Genomic DNA, 14,447 nt, shown 5'->3' with positions numbered 1-14,447 from the left:
CCTCCCGGCCCGAACATTCAGGCCCAGAACAATCCGATCCGCATCAACAACGGCGTAAAACTCAACAACAACCCGGTGAACAAGGTGCAGGTCCAGAACAGCCGGCCGCAGTTCAAAGCGATGGGAAATGGCGGCGGCAACAATGTCCGTCAGTCGATGAACCAGTCAAACAAGAACGGCGGCAACAACCGCCGCGGCTTCGTGAACTGATCGCGACGATCGCACACGGCAAAGGGGCAGAGCGGCAACGCACTGCCCCTTCTTCATGTCAGATGATCAGGCCACCAGCTCGGCGAACAGATCGGCGTCGACATTGCCGCCGGAGAGCACAATGACCACGTTCTTGCCCGCGACGTCGAGACGCCCGGCAAGCAACGCTGCAAGACCCACCGCGCCGCCCGGCTCGACCACGAGCTTCAGCTCGCGATAGGCAAAGGCGACGGCCGCGCCGACTTCCTTGTCCGACGCGGTCACGCCGCGCGCGAGCAGCTTGCTGTTGATCGCAAAGGTCATCTCACCGGGGATCAGCGCCATCAGCGCATCGCAGATGGTGCGGCCCGCCGGCGGGTGCGGCTCGCGATGGCCTGCGGTCAATGACAGGCCGTGATCGTCGAATGCCTCGGGCTCGGCCACCACGATCTCGGCTTGCGGATAGCGCGCCTTCACGGCCGTCGCGACGCCCGCGATCAGGCCGCCGCCGGAGGCCGGCGCCACCACGATGTCGGGTGAGAGACCGAGAGTTGCCATGTCCTCCGCGATCTCGCGGCCGGCGGTACCCTGCCCTGCAATCACGAAGGGATCGTCATAGGGCCGGACCAGCGTCGCGCCGCGCTTCTCGGCGATGCTACGCGAGATCGCCTCGCGGTCGTCGCGGTCGCGATCGTAGAGCACAACCTCGGCGCCATAGGATTTGGTGCGCTCGCGCTTCGACAGCGGCGCGTCCGCCGGCATCACGATGGTCGCCTGCATGGCGAGGATTTTTGCCGCCGCCGCCACGCCCTGGGCATGGTTGCCGGAGGAGAACGCGACGACGCCGCCGGCGCGCTTGTCCTGCGGGATCGAGAACACCTTGTTGAAGGCGCCGCGGAACTTGAAGGAGCCGGTGCGCTGGAGCATCTCCGGCTTCAGAAAGACCTTTGCGCCAACGCGCTCGTTGAGCACGGGAAAGGACAGCAACGGCGTGCGGACGGCGAAGGGCGCGAGCACGCGCGCTGCGGCATCGATATCGGCAGGGCCGATCGGAAGAGGCTGTTCGGTCATGTCCGATGTTATCGCGGTCGGCAATGCCCGGGCAAGACACCTCCGCGAGAGGATTTACCGTTCAGGCGACAAAGCGCGGCTGTTCCGCGCCAGCCCGACCGGGGAGTACCGCGCCGACCGCCGAAATGCTGTCGACGAACGCCCGGGCCGAGGCCTCCCAGGTGTACTTGGAAGCAAATTCGACGCAGGCCGGCCGCGAAATCTCGAGCGCGGCGAAACAGGCATTGCGCAGATCATGGTCCATCGCGCCGACCGGCGCATCGCCGATGACGTCGCGCGGCCCCTTCACCGGGAAGGCCGCGACCGGCAGGCCGCTCGCTAGCGCCTCGAGCAGGACCAGGCCGAACGTGTCGGTCTTGCTCGGAAACACGAAGACGTCGGCCGCCGCATAGATGTCGGCCAGCTCCTCGCCGTGTTTTTCGCCGAGGAAAATCGCGTCGGGATAAGCCTCTTCCAGCGCGTTGCGCGCCGGCCCGTCGCCGACGATCACCTTGGTGCCGGGCAGATCGAGGTCGAGGAACGCTTCGAGATTCTTCTCCACCGCGACCCGGCCGACCGAGAGAAACACCGGGGCCGGCAGGCAGAGGTCGACGGCCCGTGGGTGGAACAAATGCGTGTCGACGCCGCGCGGCCACAGCACGACATTGTCGAAACCGCGCTCGGCGAGCTCCCGGGCCAGCGCAGGCGTTGCCGCCATTACGGCCCGGCTCGAGCTGTGGAAACGCCGCAGCGCCCGCCAGATCAGGGATTCCGGAACCGGCACCCTGGCACGGACATATTCGGGAAAGCGGGTGTGGAAGCTGGTCGTGAACGGCAGCTTGCGCTGCCGGCAGTAGCGGCGGACCATTAGACCGATCGGCCCTTCCGTCGCGATGTGAATGCTGTCGGGCCGCGCTTCCTCGATCAACTTTGCGATGCGCGCCGGACGCGGCATGGCGAGCCGCACGCCGCGATAGCTCGGCATCGCAAAGGTGCGGAACGATTGCGGCGTCAGGAATGTGAACTCGACGCCAAAACCTTCGAAGCCAAGACCTTCGACGCGAAGCGTCTTGGCGGCGTCAGCGAGCTTGGTCAGCGTCCGAACCACACCGTTGACTTGCGGGTGCCAGGCATCAGTCGCGACCAGGATGCGCATCAAACGGCTTTCGTTAGGCAGCTCTTGCTGCCACCTGCGGGACTTCCGCCGGCTTTTGCACATGATCCGCCCAGGTGATGATCTCGAAACGGCCGTCGTCGTGTTCGACGAGCGCAGTGCAGCTCTCGACCCAGTCGCCGCAATTCATGTAGCGAATGCCGTTCTCGTCGCGGATCACGGCGTAGTGGATGTGGCCGCAGATCACGCCGTCGGCGTTATGGCGCCGCGCTTCGGCGGCGAGCGCCTGCTCGAACGCGCCGATGTAATTAACGGCGTTCTTGACCTTCTGCTTGGCCCATTGCGACAGCGACCAGTAAGGCACCTTGAACATGCGGCGGAAGAAGTTGACGAAGCGATTCATCTGGATCGCGAAGTCGTAGGCCTTGTCGCCGAGATGGGCGAGCCAGCGTGCGTTCTGAACCACGAGGTCGAAGATGTCGCCGTGGATGACGAGATAGCGCTTGCCGTCCACGCCGGTGTGAACAGTGTTCTCGACGACGTCGATGCCGCCGAAATGCGTGCCGTAATAATTGCGCAGGAACTCGTCGTGATTGCCGGGCACGTAAATGACCTTGGCGCCCTTGCGCGCCTTGCGCAGCAGCTTCTGCACCAGGTCGTTATGCGATTGCGGCCAGTGCCAGCTCGATTTCAGCGCCCAGCCATCGACGATGTCGCCGACGAGATAGATGGTGTCGGCATCGTGGTAGCGCAGGAAGTCCAGCAAAAGGTCGGCTTGCGAGCCGCGGGCTCCGAGATGAACGTCGGAGATGAACAACGTGCGAAAGCGCCGCTCCGGGCTCTCGTCACTCACATCGTAACTTCCCATGCGACAGCCTGTAACAATATCCCGTGACAGGGGGATGACGATTGAACCTTTGAGGCACCCTCAGATACGAATCAGACCTTGCCTCGCCCTCCCCGCGAATAGCAGTCGCATGCGACAATCCGGCGACATGAAACGGCAATGATTGTCCGCAAGACGCCGGAACCGCGGCCTCATTGGAATGCCGGAATGAATGGCGCGGCGCGGAGCCCGCGTCAGTAAAACTTGTGGAAATGATGGATCGGCCCGTGGCCGTGTCCAACGCTGAAGCGATCGGCGGCCGCGATCGCCGCGCTGATCCAGCTCTTGGCATTGCGCACGGCCGTCTCGAGATCCTCGCCCTTGGCAAGGCCCGCCGCCACCGCCGAGGACAGCGAGCACCCGGTGCCATGGGTGTTGCGGGTTGCGACGCGCGACGCGGCGAGCGCAATCGTGTTGTCGGCACTGACGAGATAGTCGATGCTCTGACTGCCCTCGCCGTGCCCGCCCTTGATCAGGACTGCGCGGCAGCCCAGCCCAAGCAGACGACGCCCCTGGCTTTCGATCTCGGCCTCGCTGCGCGCGACCGGCTCATCCAGCAGTGCAGCCGCCTCCGGCAGATTGGGCGTGATCACCGAAGCAAGCCGCATCAGCTTCGTGCGCAAGGCGTCGACGGCTTCTGCGGCTAGCAGGCGATCGCCGGAGGTTGCGACCATCACGGGATCAAGCACGACATGGCCAGGCTTCCAGCGCGCCAGCGCCGAAGCAATCGCATCGATGCTCTCGGCTTGGGCCACCATGCCGATCTTCACCGCGCCGACGTCGAGATCCGAGAACACCGCGTCGATCTGCGCGGTGACGAATTCGGCGGGCACCGCGTGAATGCCGGTGACGCCTTGGGTGTTCTGCGCCGTCAGCGCCGTGATTGCGGACGCGCCATAGACGCCGAGCGCGGCAAAGGTCTTCAGGTCGGCCTGAATGCCGGCCCCGCCGCTCGAATCCGAGCCGGCAACGGTGAGCGCCACTGGCGTGGTCATCGCAGGGTACACTTGCTTGAAGAAAACATGGCCATGATCTGTCCTAGAGCACGTACTTATAGCCGAATATTTGGTTCGGATGGAGCGAGAGACTTCAAACCTTCGGCTGCCCTGAGCTCGAAGGGCTTGGCCATCTGTATTCTCGCAACAACGAGCGCTCGCTCGAAATGAGTTCTCGCTCGAGCGGTGTTTGGCGGAACGAGGGCCAGCTCCACCTCTGCAGCAATGCAATAGGCCTCGGGCTCGTGCCAGCTTTCGCCGCTTTCGCTGATCCTTGCCAATGCGTTTTCGACAAGTCGCTGTCCGGCTTCGGCCCGCCCGCTCCGGGCATAGGCTGCGGCCAAAGCACTGAGATACCACGGCGCATAGGCTGTTGCGCCGGTGGATCTCATCGCCGAAATGCCCGCTTCGATCAAGTCGGCGGCCGCACTGTCGTTCCCCTCAAGGGAGAGCCCGCGGCCGCGAAGCAGCATGCCGTAAGCTTTCCAGAAAATTGATCTCTTTTCTTCCGCCAGCTGCACAAGTTCGTCAGCGAGTGCAGCCACTGCCGCGAGCTGCCCGAGCTGGATGAGCGTAAGCGACACGTGAGCAAGTGCATACATCAAGCTGGCGGCATGCCCGAACTCGCGTGCTTCCCTCAGCGCGTGCTCAGCGTCAGCCTTTGCTGCGTCGGCGCGACCGAGCGCCCAGTTCGACAGGGCTCGCCACGACAAGCCGGACACGAGGATGTCGTGGCCGAACCGCGTCGCGAGCGAACGATGCCTGGCGCGATCGTAGAGAACCTCGACTCGATCGAGTTCAACGAATCCGGAAGTAAAGTCCCCGGCGAGCACGAGTGAAATTCCCATCAACAGATGTCCGAGCACCAAGGGTGTTTCTGCCTTACGCTGCTCGGCGAGCGTCTGGAATTGGGCCGCGAGCTCCCGGGTTACCTCGGCCTGGAACGACATGCGGCTGGCAACCCAGAAGCCATACAGCACCGCAAAGAGCACGAGGGGATCGTCCGTCTCCTCGCCCAGGCTCTCCGCCTGCTGCACCAACGCGCGTGCCTGCGCAAAGACCGCCCGGGTCTCGGGGGCAGCATGGCCCTTCGTATGGATCAGGGCATTGGCAAGCTCGATCTGCAGCGTGATCCGCTCGCGTCGCAGCACCGCGGTCTCGGGCAACGCAGCGATCAAGTTGAGCGCGCGCGAAAGCTGCTCCGCCGCCTCGACCAGCGCCGATCTTGAAAGAGAGCGCCGTCCTGCCTTGCTCCATACGCTTGCGGCCTTTTCGAGCTGGCCGGCTTCGCTGCAATGCCGGGCCAGCACCTCCGGTTGACCGTCGGCGATATCTGCGAAATCCAGTTCGATCGATTGGGCCAGCGCTGCATGAAGCGCGCGGCGCTTTTCACGCAGGAGCGTTCCGTAGGCGGCTTCCTGGATAAGAGCATGATTGAACAGATAATTTGCATGGGGTGGCTCGCCCTGGCGGAACAGCAGGCCCGCCGCAACGAGACGGTCGAGCGAGCGACCGAGCTCGGGATCGGCAACTGGCGCGATCGAGGCCAACAACGCATGGCTGAACTCGCGACCAATCGCGGCCGCCATTTGAGCCACTTCCTTGGCCGGACCAAGCCTGTCCAGCCGGGCCATCAGCGACGCGTGCAGCGTGGCCGGGACCGCGCTTGCGGCGGCCGGGATCGCGCCGGCCATTCGCGCTTCGGTACCCGCCTCCAGTACCGCCTTGGTCATCTCCTCGACAAACAAGGGTATACCGTCGGCACGATCGATGATTTCCTTCAGCACCGGCGCCGGAAGAGAAGCCGCTCCGATCACCTCATTGACCAGAGCTTCCGTTTCCTGCGGATCAAGCCGAGTGAGGGGCATCGCGGTGACGTGGGGGCCCGCGGTCCAAGGTGGCACAAATTCGGTCCGAAACGTTGCAACCAGCAACACGGGAAGCGCAGCGATCGCATCGATGAGCTGGCTAAGCAATTCAAGGCTGGTCGGATCGATCCAGTGCAGGTCCTCGAATATGATGAGAACCGGACAAGAACGCGTCAGGTTCTGGATCTCCAGCACGATTGCTTCCAGCGCTCTCTGACGGCGCTGAGCCGGGGTCAGATTCTCTGCGGGATAACGACCGTCATTGACGAGTTCGAGCAGGCCGGCAAGCAGTGCCCTGTCCAGGACGGACGCAGATGAACGGCCAAGCATTGCGTCAAGCTTGTCGAGCCTCGTCTTGGTGTCATCATCGCGCGCGAAGTTCGCACGCCGTTCCATCTGCTTAACGATTGGATGAAGGGCAGTATTGGTATGCTGGGGAGAGCAGTGATAGCGTAGCTGCGTCGGTGCGTCCGCGTTGGCTTGGTCCAAAATGGCCGTTACCAGACGTGATTTACCGATACCTGCTTCCCCGGAAATGAGAACGATCTGGCCCTGGCTTGCTCGCGCCTTAGACCAGCTTCGCTGCAGCGATGCGCATTCGGGCTCACGTGCGACAAGGGCTCCCAGCCCGCGACCATGCAACGCGTCGAAGCGGCTCTCGGTGCTGTTCATGCACTCCACGGCCCAGGCTTGAACGGGACCGGCGAGACCCTTGAGATCTTGTGCACCGAGGCTCGTCAATTGGAAGAGATCACCGAGCAACCGCCGCGTAGCGTCGGCGATAACGACCATTCCAGGCTTTGCGATCGCCTGCAGTCGAGCCGCAAGGTTCGGCGTCTCGCCAACGACACCGCGTTCTTGCGCTTCTCCGGATCCAACGATGTCTCCGACGACGACGAGTCCCGTTGCGATCCCGACGCGTATCTCCAGCGGCCCCGGAACTGCCGTGTCGAGTTTGGCGACCGCGCCGATCAGGGCAAGCGCGGCCTCGGCAGCATGTTCGGCATCATGTTCGTGAGCCCTCGGGTAGCCGAAATACACGAGCACGCCGTCGCCCATATATTTAGCGACGAACCCGCCATGTCGTTCGACGACGGCCGCGCAGGTCCGGTGGTATGCACCGATGATCTTCCGCAGATCCTCCGGATCGAGCTGCGTGGACAGCGCCGTCGAGCCGACGAGATCGCAAAACATGACCGTCAGCTGGCGCCGCTCCGCGGAATCGAGAGGCGATTCTGCCGAGGCGGCAGGGGACGCGATGTCCCCGGGAGCATGCAATTCACGGATCGCGCGCAGTATTTTCTTGCGATCGCCAAGGACGACCCCGAGTTCCCTGAGGTCCTGATCGTTCAGATCCCGGAGAACGGAAATATCGACATGATTGTCGAGGAATCGCCGGGCGTAGGCAGACATGCCCAACTTCTCCAGCCATTCTTCAACCTGCCGCATCCGATTCTCGACGTCACGCTGCCTTAGGATCAAGCCGGATTATGGGGAACAGCGCAACCCGACCAATCCCGATGAACGAGGGCGCCAGGGCCTACCGCAGCCGTGTTTCGCAGCCCCGCCGGTCTCGTACCGGCGAATCAGGTCCTGCATCGCCTTGTCGTCCCGCAAGCGTGCACATCCAGTGAAATATGACCTGGGCATCGCCCGGCCTTGGCGTACCCATCCAGATGGGTGAAATGTTGGTAGATTCGCTAGCGATGCCATCTTGCGGGCCGCCCCGGCCTGCACCTCTCGGGAACCGACCATGTGGGCCTTTTTCGAACGTCTCCTCGATTCGTCGATGCTTTCACCGCACGGCATCTGCCTGTTGTGGGAGCCCGAGCTGATCTGGCTCCACGTCGCCTCCGACGCCATCATCGCCGCGGCCTATTTCTCGATCCCGTTCGCTCTCACCATTCTCGTCACCAAGCGGCGCGACCTCCAGTTCGGGTGGGTCTACTGGGCGTTCGCGATCTTCATCATGGCCTGCGGCCTGACGCATGTGCTGTCGATCTACACGCTCTGGGTCCCGGTCTACGGCATCGAGGGTCTGGTCAAGGCTGCGACCGCGGTTGCGTCGATCTTCACGGCGACCGCGCTATGGCCGCTCCTGCCAAAGATCCTGACGATTCCCTCCCCGTTCGAGTTGCAGAAGGTTCAGGCCGCACTCGAGGAGGAGGAGATCAAGAGCCGGGACGCGACGCTGCTGCTCCGGCAGGTCGGGGACGCCCAGCGCGCGATGCGCGAAAGTGTCGCGCGCCTCACCGCGGTCGTCGAGACCGCGGTCGACGGCGTCATCCTGTTCGACGCGCAAGCCCGCATCCTCCTGTTCAACCCCGCCTGCGAACGGCTGTTCGGATATCTTGCCAACGAGGTCATGAATCTCGACATCGGCATGCTGATGTCCGACAAAGAGAGGCCCTCATCCCTTGGTCATGCGCCACGTTTCGCAACCGGGGAAACCGTAGGCCTGCGGAAGGACGGATCGAGCTTTCCGATGGATCTGTCGGTGGGCCAAGCCTGGCAAGACGGCGAGCTGATTTATGTCGGCATTGTTCACGATCTGACCGCGCGCAAGCTGACCGAGCAGCAGCTCCAGCAAGCGCAAAAGATGGAGACTGTCGGCCAGCTTTCCGGCGGCATCGCCCATGACTTCAACAATCTCCTCACTGTCATCATCGGCAACGCCGAGCTTCTCAGCGAACAACTCAAGGCGCAGCCCGATTTGCGACAATTTGCCGACGACATCTGCGAGTCCGGCGAACGCGGCGCGGAGCTGACGCAACGACTGCTGGCATTCAGCCGCCGCCAATTGCTCCAGCCAAAAGCGATCGATTGCCGTGAGCTGCTGGGGTCCATGCTCAAGCTGCTCAAGCGCACCTTGCGCGAAAACATCGAGATCAAGACGGCGTTCGGTCCTGACACCATCCAGGCCTTTGCCGACCGCGCCCAGCTCGAATCCGCGGTGCTGAACCTTGCGCTCAACGCGCAGGACGCCATGCCATCCGGCGGACATCTGACGCTGAGCACGGAGCTCGCCGGGATCGACCAGGATTATCGCGCCCTGCACCCGGAAGTAGCATCCGGCGCCTACGCGCTGATTTCCATCACCGACGATGGCGAAGGCATGACGCCAGAGGTCATCGAGCGCGCGTTCGAGCCGTTCTTCACCACCAAGGAGGTCGGCAAGGGCTCAGGGCTCGGTCTCAGCATGGTTTATGGCTTCGCAAAACAATCCGACGGCCATGTCTCGATCTATAGCGAACAGGGCCTGGGCACGACGGTCCGTATCTACCTGCCGCGCGCCGGCGGCGGACAATCGCCGGCCGACGTGCTGGAGAGCGAAGAGGCCGCGCCGCGCGGCCACGAGACCATCCTGATCGCCGAGGACGATCCGTTCGTGCGCTCCTCGGTCATCCTCCGGGTGGAAGCGCTCGGCTATCGCGTCGTCGCCGCCGTCAACGGCCAGGAGGCCCTGCAACGGCTGCGCACCGATGCCGGCATCGACATGCTGTTCACCGATATCGTCATGCCCGGCGGGATGAGCGGCTGGGAGCTCGCCGATCAGGCCCGGCGGATTCGACCCGGCCTGCCGGTGCTGTTCACCTCCGGCTATGCGTTGGAGACCCTGGTCGAGCAGGGCCGCGCGCAGGCGCAGGCCGTCGTGCTGACCAAGCCCTATCGCAAGGCCGAGCTCGCCCAGCGGCTCAGGGACGCATTCGCCGCGGTGACGGTGATTTCGTAGGGCAAAACCGGTATTTGCGCGCGGGCTTACTCCCGCGCCCCGGCAAGTCCGCTTGCCAGATCCGGCCGATTTTGGCCTATACTGGCGGCCAGATATGCCTTCGGAGTGACTGCAATGGTTCCTTTCTTCGTCCAGATCAAATGCAAGCTTGGCCAGTCCTATACGGTCGCCAATGCGCTTGCCGAAGCCGAGATCGCCTCAGAGATCTACTCCACGGCCGGCCATTACGATTTGCTGGTGAAGTTCTATGTCGACAACGACACCGACATCGGCCACTTCATCAACGAGAAGGTGCAGGTGCTGCCCGGCATCCAGGACACGCTCACCATCATCACCTTCAAGGCGTTTGGGGCCAAATAGCAGGCGCGATTGGCGCAAGCCGCGATGTTGCGCAGTTGGCCTGCTTCAGCCGCCACCCTCCTTGCGTTTGGGCGGCGTCGGGCCGTCGATCGGCGGCAGCGACTTCAGATAGGCGGCCATCGCGGCGCGATCCTCGGGCTTGAGCTGCGCGAGGTTCTTGATCACCGGCCGCATCGAGCCCGATGCGCTGTCGCCTTCGGGCATGTCGCCGGTCTCGAGGAAGTCGGCAATATCCTTCTCGCTCCAGCTACCTAAACCCTTCTGCGTGATGTTCGGCACCCAGCCCTCGCCTTCGAGATTGGGGCCGCCGGCGAAGCGTTGCGCGGTGATGACGCCACCGAGAAAATTGCGCGGGCTGTGGCACTCGGCGCAATGTCCAAAACCGTTGACGAGATAGGCACCGCGATTCCACTGCGCGGAACGCTTTGCATCCGGCATGAACGGCCTGACATCCATGAACAGCAATTTCCAGATGCCGACATTGCGGCGGATGTTGAAGGGAAACGGCAGATCGTGGTCGCGCACGCGGCCGGACACGGGCGGCAGCGTTTTCAGGTACGCAAAGAGATCGCGGACGTCGTCGACCTTCGCAATGTGATAGGAAGTGTAGGGAAACGCCGGGAAGTAGTGCGTACCCTCGGGCGAGATGCCGCGCATCACCGCGTTGACAAAATCGGCCTCGCTCCAGCGGCCGATGCCGTCGGCGGCATCAGGCGAAATATTCGGGGCATAGAATGTCCCGAACGGCGAGCCAAGCGCCAGGCCGCCGCCGAGCCGCAGGCGGTCGGGCTGGTTGGGCACGGCATGGCAGGACGAGCAGCCGCCGGCATTGAACAGCTCCTGCCCATTGGCGAGATCAGGCCCGCGCGTCGGCGCCGGCAGGGCGAGCGCGGTCGGCGCGGTCAGCCACCAGTAGATGGCTAAGGCTGCGACGGCGGTAATCAGAATGACATAAATTGTTCGTCGCAGCATGGAGGATCCCATCGGGCTCGGACGAATTTACGGATCATCCCGCAGCCGCTCCAGCCACGAATAATTTAGATGGTTTGATCGGAATCCGGGAATAAAGTCGGAACCGCACTGTTTGCAAGTTGACAGCAATCAGGCGTCAACAGGGAGAGACCCATGAACAAAGCGCTTTTTGCCACGCTGGCGCTCGGAGCCGCCGTCGCGTTCGCAGGCTCGGCCAGCGCGGAGAAACTCAAGGCGACGCTGGACGGCAAGTCCGAAGTCCCCGCCACCACCAGCAGCGGCACCGGCAAGGCCGATCTCGACTATGACGCCGCCACCAAGAAGCTGTCCTGGAAGCTGACTTATTCCGGCCTCTCCGGTCCCGCCACCGCCGCGCATTTCCACGGCCCGGCCGAGACCGGCAAGAACGCCGGCGTCGCAGTGCCGATCCCGGGTGCCGCCAACAGCCCGGCCGAAGGCTCGGCGACGCTGACCGACGCGCAGGCCGCCGACCTGCTCGCCGGCAAGCTCTACGTCAACATTCACACCGCGGCCAATCCGGGTGGCGAAATCCGCGGCCAGGTGACCAAGTAAGTTTCACAGCAACTTTTTCGGCGAAGGCCGGGCGCAGCAGCGTTCGGCCTTTTCGATTCCGGCGGAGCGTGTCAGGCTGGACGCTTGCTCACAGCGACCTGATGGCTCCTGAGGATCACCTCGTGTGGGCGTAAGGGCCCCGGGCCCGCTCGACGACGCGCGCGCGAAGCTGCGACAGCCGGGAAGACTCGGTCATCAGGACCTTGGCTGCATGATGACACCGGCCATTGTCCCGTCGATCTGACGCTTTATGATCGCCTCCAGAGAAAGGGGCGCAACATGACCACTCCCGACGCGAATGATCCCGCCTTCTCAGATAAATTATCGCACCTGGGGACCTGCCGGAAGCCTGCTCTTACACCATTGCATCGTCTCGCGGGCGTTGTCGTTGCCGCCACGGTTCTTGCATTCTCTGGACCGGTCGTCGCGCAAACCGACATGGAAAGGCAGGCTCAATGCGAGCTGTCCGCCATCCGCGATACGAGATCGCCGCTTGCGGTCCAGTATATCCGCTCGGCCTGCAACTGGCTCGTGGTCAATGGCGACTCCCTGCTGAATGCGTCCAGCAAAGGCTATTATGTCTGCCTCGTGCGGCAGCTCTCGGGCGCGCAGAGCAACGAGGCTGCTGCGGCCATCATGTCGGCATGCCGCACGTCCAATCCGCTTTGAGTAGCGTTCAGGCCGCGCTCAGTGCATGCTCGAGATCCGCGATCAGGTCCGACGGATTTTCAATGCCGATCGACAGCCGGATCGTGCAATCGAGCACGCCGATCTTGCGGCGGATGTCGGCGGGGACGCCGGAATGGGTCATCGTCGCGGGCAGGCTTGCCAGCGATTCCGTTCCGCCAAGGCTGACCGCGAGCTTGAAGATCTGCAAGCCGTTGAGAAATTTCTCCGCCGCCGCCTGGCCGCCGACGATGTCGAACGAGAATGTCGATCCCGCGCCGAGGCATTGCCGCGCGAACACTCGTCCGGCCGGCGAGGTCTCCTCGTGATGACCGAGATAGTGCACCTTGGCCACCTTGGCGTGGTCGCGCAGATAGTCGGCCACGAGAAGCGCGTTACTGTTCGCCTTCTCCATGCGCAGGCTCAAGGTCTCGAGCGAGCGGTTGATCATCCAGCAGGAATGCGGATCGAGCTGGGTGCCGATGGCGCCGCGCAGCGCCTTGACGCCCTTCATGATCGCCTTGGTGCCGAGCGCGGCACCCGCAATCAGGTCGGAATGGCCGCCGACATATTTGGTCAGCGAGTACAGCGAGAGGTCGGCGCCTTGCTCGATCGGCCGCTGAAACACGGGACCGAGCAGCGTGTTGTCGCAAGCGATGATCGGCGTGTGGCCCTGGGCCTTTCCGATGGTGTCGGCGACGCGGCGCATCAACGCGATGTCGACCAGGCCGTTCGTCGGGTTGGCTGGGGTCTCGATCAGGATCATCGAAACCCGCCCCTTGCGCATCGCCTCCTCCGCGGCCTGGTTGACCGCCGCTTCGTCGATGCCGTCGGCAAAGCCGACTGCGCCAATCGAGAGCCGTGCCAGCGTGTTGGTCAACAGCGTTTCCGTGCCGCCATAGAGCGGCTGGGAGTGCAAGATCACGTCGCCGGGGCGGACGAAGGCCAGAATCGCAGTCGAGATCGCCGCCATGCCGGATGAGAACAGGGCGCAGCTCTCGGTGCGCTCGTAGACCGCGAGCCTGTCCTCGACGATCTCACTGTTGGGGTGGTTGAAGCGCGAATAGACGAGGCCAGCACCCATGCCCTCCGGCGGCTCGCGGCGCCCGGCGACGTAGTCGAAAAAGTCCTGCCCGTCTTCGGCTGTCTTGAACACGAAGGTCGACGTCAAAAACACCGGCGGCTTGATGGCGCCTTCCGACAGCTGCGGATCGTAGCCATAGGTCAGCATCAGCGTTTCCGGATGCAGCATATGGTTGCCGATATGGGTTTTTGACGGAAACGGTTTTGCCATGGCCTGTCTCGCTGTTGCCTGAGATCGCCGCCGCGCGTCGAAACTCTGACATCGTGAGGCATCAACGCCGCGACGGCGCGAGCAAACATAGTCGTTCTAACGGCGATCCGTCAGGCCATGGGAGAAGAAATTGCTGATGAGTTGCCGTAGCCTGGATGGAGCGAAGCGCAATCCGGGACAGGCCTATCCGCGTCGACAGCTCACCCGGAATTCGCTGCGCTCCATCCGGGCTACGAACTGCAACTGCTACTTCAGCTTCAGCCGATACGTCTCGTGACAGTCGGTGCAGCGGTCGTTGACCGCCGTGTAGGCGGCCTTGAGGCTCGCCACATTGGTGATCTTGCCCTTGACGTCCGCGATCGCCTTTTGCACTGGCGGGATTTTGGAGTCGAAATCGGCCTTGTTCTGCCAGACTTTTGGCGACGCCCCGTAGGTCGCGTTGACCACGTCCTGCTTGGGATTGACCTCGAACGTCTTCGCGATCTTGGCGACGTCGGTCTCGAGATTGGCGATCGCCTCGTCGACGGCCTTCTGGTTGTAGGGGATATCGCCCTTGGTCATCTTCAGAATGACGGTGTAGAGGCTTTTGGCCTGCGAGCGCATCAGATTGTCCTGCTGCACGGCAATGTCCTGCTGCGCCATCACGGCGCCCGCACCCAGAAGCAGGGAGCCCGCAACAATCAATGTACGTTTCATCGGCGTGTTTCTCCGGCTGGCGAGTCGGCTTGGGGGAGGATCATTCATGGT

General features: G+C 63.2%; 12 protein-coding genes and 1 pseudogene. 5 read left to right on the top strand and 8 right to left on the bottom strand.

The features are described 5' to 3' along the window. Positions 1–12 precede the first annotated feature (12 nt). Positions 13–210: pseudogene (locus tag ABIA96_RS33345) on the top strand (caspase family protein); the annotation flags it as partial. Between the two features lie 66 nt (positions 211–276). On the opposite strand, the gene ABIA96_RS33340 reads toward ABIA96_RS33345, so the two are convergent. The 5 genes from ABIA96_RS33340 to ABIA96_RS33320 all read right to left on the bottom strand — a co-directional run bounded on the left by ABIA96_RS33340 (position 277) and on the right by ABIA96_RS33320 (position 7,551). Beyond that, positions 277–1,260: a threonine/serine dehydratase family protein gene (locus ABIA96_RS33340; RefSeq protein ID WP_354141161.1), complete on the bottom strand. Its 984-nt coding sequence runs from the start codon at positions 1,258–1,260 to the stop codon at positions 277–279. Positions 1,261–1,321: 61 nt separating this feature from the next. Continuing rightward, positions 1,322–2,395 (bottom strand): glycosyltransferase family 4 protein, encoded by a 1,074-nt coding sequence (locus ABIA96_RS33335; protein WP_354141160.1) that lies wholly within the window; start codon positions 2,393–2,395, stop codon positions 1,322–1,324. A 13-nt stretch (positions 2,396–2,408) separates the two neighbouring features. Then, positions 2,409–3,221: a UDP-2,3-diacylglucosamine diphosphatase gene (locus tag ABIA96_RS33330; RefSeq protein ID WP_354141159.1), complete on the bottom strand. Its 813-nt coding sequence runs from the start codon at positions 3,219–3,221 to the stop codon at positions 2,409–2,411. Between the two features lie 212 nt (positions 3,222–3,433). Beyond that, positions 3,434–4,234 carry a bifunctional hydroxymethylpyrimidine kinase/phosphomethylpyrimidine kinase gene (gene thiD / locus ABIA96_RS33325; protein ID WP_354141158.1) on the bottom strand — a complete coding sequence of 267 codons (801 nt, stop codon included), beginning with the start codon at positions 4,232–4,234 and terminating at the stop codon, positions 3,434–3,436. Positions 4,235–4,290: 56 nt separating this feature from the next. Next, the gene (locus tag ABIA96_RS33320; protein ID WP_354141157.1) at positions 4,291–7,551 is read right to left on the bottom strand and encodes an adenylate/guanylate cyclase domain-containing protein; all 3,261 of its coding nucleotides are present in this window, start codon (positions 7,549–7,551) and stop codon (positions 4,291–4,293) included. Between the two features lie 304 nt (positions 7,552–7,855). On the opposite strand from ABIA96_RS33320, the gene ABIA96_RS33315 reads away from it, so the two are divergent. Beyond that, entirely contained in the window at positions 7,856–9,835 is a 1,980-nt protein-coding gene (locus ABIA96_RS33315; protein ID WP_354141156.1) for an ATP-binding protein, read from the top strand. Positions 9,836–9,949: 114 nt separating this feature from the next. Further along, positions 9,950–10,195 (top strand): Lrp/AsnC ligand binding domain-containing protein, encoded by a 246-nt coding sequence (locus ABIA96_RS33310; protein WP_015684892.1) that lies wholly within the window; start codon positions 9,950–9,952, stop codon positions 10,193–10,195. 45 nt (positions 10,196–10,240) lie between these two features. Here ABIA96_RS33310 and ABIA96_RS33305 read toward each other — a convergent pair whose 3' ends face one another. Beyond that, on the bottom strand, positions 10,241–11,167 hold the full coding sequence (locus ABIA96_RS33305; protein ID WP_354141155.1) for a c-type cytochrome: 927 nt from the start codon (positions 11,165–11,167) through the stop codon (positions 10,241–10,243). Positions 11,168–11,320: 153 nt separating this feature from the next. Here ABIA96_RS33305 and ABIA96_RS33300 point away from each other — a divergent pair, with 153 nt between their 5' ends. Next, the gene (locus ABIA96_RS33300; protein WP_354141154.1) at positions 11,321–11,740 is read left to right on the top strand and encodes a CHRD domain-containing protein; all 420 of its coding nucleotides are present in this window, start codon (positions 11,321–11,323) and stop codon (positions 11,738–11,740) included. A 279-nt stretch (positions 11,741–12,019) separates the two neighbouring features. Further along, positions 12,020–12,409, top strand: a complete 390-nt coding sequence (locus ABIA96_RS33295; protein ID WP_354141153.1) for a VF_A0006 family four-cysteine protein — start codon at positions 12,020–12,022, stop codon at positions 12,407–12,409. A gap of 7 nt (positions 12,410–12,416) precedes the next feature. Here ABIA96_RS33295 and ABIA96_RS33290 read toward each other — a convergent pair whose 3' ends face one another. Both ABIA96_RS33290 and ABIA96_RS33285 read right to left on the bottom strand, forming a co-directional pair. Continuing rightward, on the bottom strand, positions 12,417–13,700 hold the full coding sequence (locus ABIA96_RS33290; protein ID WP_354141152.1) for a cystathionine gamma-synthase family protein: 1,284 nt from the start codon (positions 13,698–13,700) through the stop codon (positions 12,417–12,419). A gap of 246 nt (positions 13,701–13,946) precedes the next feature. Beyond that, positions 13,947–14,396 (bottom strand): cytochrome c, encoded by a 450-nt coding sequence (locus ABIA96_RS33285; RefSeq protein WP_354141151.1) that lies wholly within the window; start codon positions 14,394–14,396, stop codon positions 13,947–13,949. Positions 14,397–14,447: the final 51 nt, after the last annotated feature.

Origin of the sequence: Bradyrhizobium sp. LB11.1 (assembly GCF_040549385.1) — a bacterium.
GTDB lineage: Bacteria > Pseudomonadota > Alphaproteobacteria > Rhizobiales > Xanthobacteraceae > Bradyrhizobium.
This window is presented reverse-complemented; position numbering and strand designations above follow the sequence as displayed.